This window comes from Polaromonas sp. P1_E1_2, from assembly GCF_056406035.1.
Window position 1 is genome coordinate 1 of sequence record NZ_JBFUAZ010000492.1, and the last position, 3,255, is coordinate 3,255.

Below are 3,255 nucleotides of genomic sequence, written 5' to 3' on the forward strand. Positions count from 1 at the left end.
GTCCCGAACCGTGCCGGTGAAGGTGCAGACGGCGCCGACGCGCTTGTCGTTTGCGCGCAGCGCGGCAACTTCATCGGCGAGGTTGAAGTCGTCGGTGGTGATGAGGACGCGGGGGGGAGACTGGGCCATAGTGGCAATTTTGCCACTGGGCCAACCAGGCCGGTGCATATTCAACGCCGAAACAGTGCCACAGCCCGGCCCCTCAAGTAATATGGCTGCATGACTGGCCACATTCACCTTCTTGCCAACCGGACGCACGACAGCGCCCGCGGCTTTGAGGCGTGCGCCAGCAAATCGAAAAAACCGTTGCTCATTTGACCGGGGCTGCGGTTCCGTCGTCGAATGAGCGATGGAGCCGCCGGTTACTTTTTCAGAGTCTTTTGCGGACACCTTCTCTTGTTCTGATGACGGCCTTTTTAGCCGGTCAGTTTTTTGGGATGTGTATTCATGCAAACAGTGCTCAATGCCGATCAGGCAAATCAAGCCACTCAGGCAACTCACGATTTCTCGGGACTGTGGATCCCGCTTGTTACCCCGTTTGACCAGGACAAGGTCGACTACCCCGCTTTAAAACGCCTGGTGGCGCATTACCGGGCCAGCGGCATCGCCGGGCTGGTGGTATGCGGCTCTACGGGTGAAGCTGCCGCGCTCAGCGATGAAGAGCAACTAGAGGTGCTGCAAACCGTGATGGCAGAAGCCCCCGACCTGCCGGTGATCATGGGCTTGTCGGGCTATCACCTGGGCAAAACAGTGGCGCGCGTTCGTGCTTTGAGCCCACTGAACCTCGCGGGCATCTTGCTGCCGGCGCCCAGCTATATCCGGCCCTCGCAGGCGGGCCTGGTCGAGTGGTTTACCACCCTGGCCGATGCCAGCGCGGTGCCGGTGGTGCTTTACGACATCCCCTACCGCACGGGCAGCCAGATGGCGCTTGAGACCATCCGGGCGCTGGCGGCGCACCCGCGCATACAGGCCGTCAAGGATTGCGGGGGTGACCCGGCAAAAACGCGGGCACTGATCGCCGATGGGCAATTGCAGGTGTTGGCCGGTGAGGATGCGAACATCTTCGCGACTGTGGCAGCAGGCGGCCGGGGCGCTATCGCGGCAGCGGCGCATTTGCATACGTCGCGATTTGCGGAAATTGTTCAGTGCCTTCGAGCGGGTGACGTAGCTGGGGCCGAGGCTTTGTGGAGACCGCTGCCGCCGCTGATTGAAGCCCTGTTTGCAGAACCCAATCCGGGCCCGCTCAAGGCATTGCTGGCGCGACAGAGTTTGCTGAGTGACGAGTTGCGCAGCCCGATGACGCGCGCGTCTGCGGCGCTGGTGGAGCGGCTTGTGAAGCTGGATGCGCTGGTGGTTTGAGCCGCCGAGAGTGAGTGAATCAACCGCCGGTGACGGGGGGAAAGAAGGCGACTTCGCAGCCCTCGCTGAGTACAGCCGACTCATCGCTCATGACCTGGTTGAGCGCCATGCGCACCGATTTGCCGCGCGCAAGCGCTGCAGCGTGCGCGGGCGTGGCCGCCAGCAACTCATCGCGCAGCGCGGCCAGCGTAGCGGCAGAAGTGTCGCGCAACTCGCTGCCCTGCCCTATGGCTTCGCGGATCGAGGCAAAGTATTTGACGGTGATTTTCATAAAGGTCTTACCGGGAATGCCCTCACGACATCAAGGCTGAAAACGGAAGGAACTGCACCACGTCCCCGTGCGCGATGGTCTGGCCTGCCGGGTTGTCGATCACGCCGTCGCCCCAGACCGCCGAGGTCAGCACGCCGGAACTCTGGTTGGTGAACAGTTCCAGCCCGCCGGACGCGTTGCGCTTGACGCGCAGGAATTCACGGCGCTTGTCGGCTTTGGGCCAATTGAAATGGGCCGGCGCCGCAATCGGGCTGACGGCGGTTTGCACAGCCCCTTGCAACTTGAGCAGGAAGGGCCGCACCAGGACCAGGAAGGTCACAAAACTGGACACCGGGTTGCCAGGCAGGCCGATGAAGTGGGAGCCTGCAATCTTGCCGTAGGCGAAGGGCTTGCCCGGCTTCATGGCGATCTGCCAGAGCGCCAGTTCGCCCAGCGCCTGCACGGCAGGCTTGATATGGTCTTCTTCGCCCACCGACACGCCACCGCTGGTGAGGATCAGGTCGTGCTGCTCGCTGGCGCCCTTGAGCGCGGCGATGGTGGCGTCCAGGCGGTCGGGCACGATGCCCAGGTCAGTGACCGTACAGCCCAGGCGCAGCAGCAGCGCACGCAAAAAGAAACGGTTGGAGTTGTAGATGGCGCCGGGCTTCATGTCGGCGGGTGCAACCTCGCCAGGCATGACAAGTTCGTCGCCCGTGGAAAACAGGGCGACGCGCACCCGGGGCGCCACCTGCAATCTGTCGAAGCCGATGCTGGCGGCAAGACCAAGCGAGGCCGGCGTCAGGCGCTCGCCACGGTGCAGCACCACGGCGCCGGCAGCGACGTCTTCGCCCCGACGGCGAATCCACTGGCCAGCCCTGGGCGTTGTCTGAATGCGCACGCCGGCCTGGCTTTCGCTGCCGGCGTTGACCGTCTCGCAGTCTTCCTGCATGACCACCGCGTCGGCGCCCGGCGGAATGGGGGCGCCGGTGAAAATGCGCGCCGCAGAGGCTGGCGCGAGCATGTGGCCGCTGCTGCCGGCCGGAATGCGCTGGTTGACCTGCAGCACCGCATCGGCCGACCAGTCGGCAACACGCACCGCATAGCCGTCCATGGAACTGTTGTCGTGTGCCGGCACATCGAGGCTGGACACCAGGTCCTGGGCCAGCACCCGGCCGTCGGCATCGAAGGTGGAAACCGTCTCGGCACCGGGCAGCAATGCCGCGCGGCCCAGCAACTCGGCCAGCGCCTGGTCCAGCGGCTTCAAGGGGGCCCGGCCGGGCTGCGGCGCAAGCGCCGGGCCGGCGGGCGCGGAGGAAACAGAACTCATGGTCGGGGTGTCCGGAACAAAAACATGAACGGAACGAAAAAAGCCTGCTTTGGCGAATGTTTAACCGAAACGGTCTTCAAACGAATAGGCGAAGCGTTCCTGATTGTTGACCAGGTACTCCGCCACGGCGTCGGCGTCGTCCAAATCCAGCACCGGGCGCAAGGTTGCTTGGGGCAGCTTGCCGGGTGCATCCGTGGCGACGGCGACGATGAAGTCGTCGTCCGGGTAGAGCGGGGGCTTGCCGGCGTAGTCGGCCGAAGGCGCACGCCAGACTTCGATCTTGAGCAGGTCGCTGCTCTTGAAGCCCTCTACCAGCACC

5 protein-coding genes are annotated in these 3,255 nt (G+C 64.1%); 1 reads left to right on the top strand and 4 read right to left on the bottom strand.

Going from position 1 to position 3,255, the window contains the following annotated elements; genetic code table 11:
- A partial coding sequence (locus AC1D1P_RS18670; protein WP_477673999.1) for a molybdenum cofactor biosynthesis protein MoaE occupies positions 1-129 on the bottom strand: 129 nt, incomplete at its 3' end.
- A 318-nt stretch (positions 130-447) separates the two neighbouring features.
- Between AC1D1P_RS18670 and dapA the strand changes: the two genes are divergently transcribed.
- Positions 448-1,359 (top strand): 4-hydroxy-tetrahydrodipicolinate synthase, encoded by a 912-nt coding sequence (dapA, locus tag AC1D1P_RS18675; RefSeq protein WP_477673996.1) that lies wholly within the window; start codon positions 448-450, stop codon positions 1,357-1,359.
- A gap of 19 nt (positions 1,360-1,378) precedes the next feature.
- Here the strand turns inward: dapA and moaD are convergent, their stop codons facing one another.
- From moaD to AC1D1P_RS18690, 3 genes are all read right to left on the bottom strand, one after another.
- The gene (moaD, locus tag AC1D1P_RS18680; protein ID WP_457280429.1) at positions 1,379-1,630 is read right to left on the bottom strand and encodes a molybdopterin converting factor subunit 1; all 252 of its coding nucleotides are present in this window, start codon (positions 1,628-1,630) and stop codon (positions 1,379-1,381) included.
- 22 nt (positions 1,631-1,652) lie between these two features.
- The gene (locus tag AC1D1P_RS18685; RefSeq protein ID WP_477673997.1) at positions 1,653-2,936 is read right to left on the bottom strand and encodes a molybdopterin molybdotransferase MoeA; all 1,284 of its coding nucleotides are present in this window, start codon (positions 2,934-2,936) and stop codon (positions 1,653-1,655) included.
- Between the two features lie 60 nt (positions 2,937-2,996).
- On the bottom strand, positions 2,997-3,255 hold a 259-nt coding region (locus tag AC1D1P_RS18690), incomplete at its 5' end, for a molybdopterin-guanine dinucleotide biosynthesis protein B (protein ID WP_477673998.1).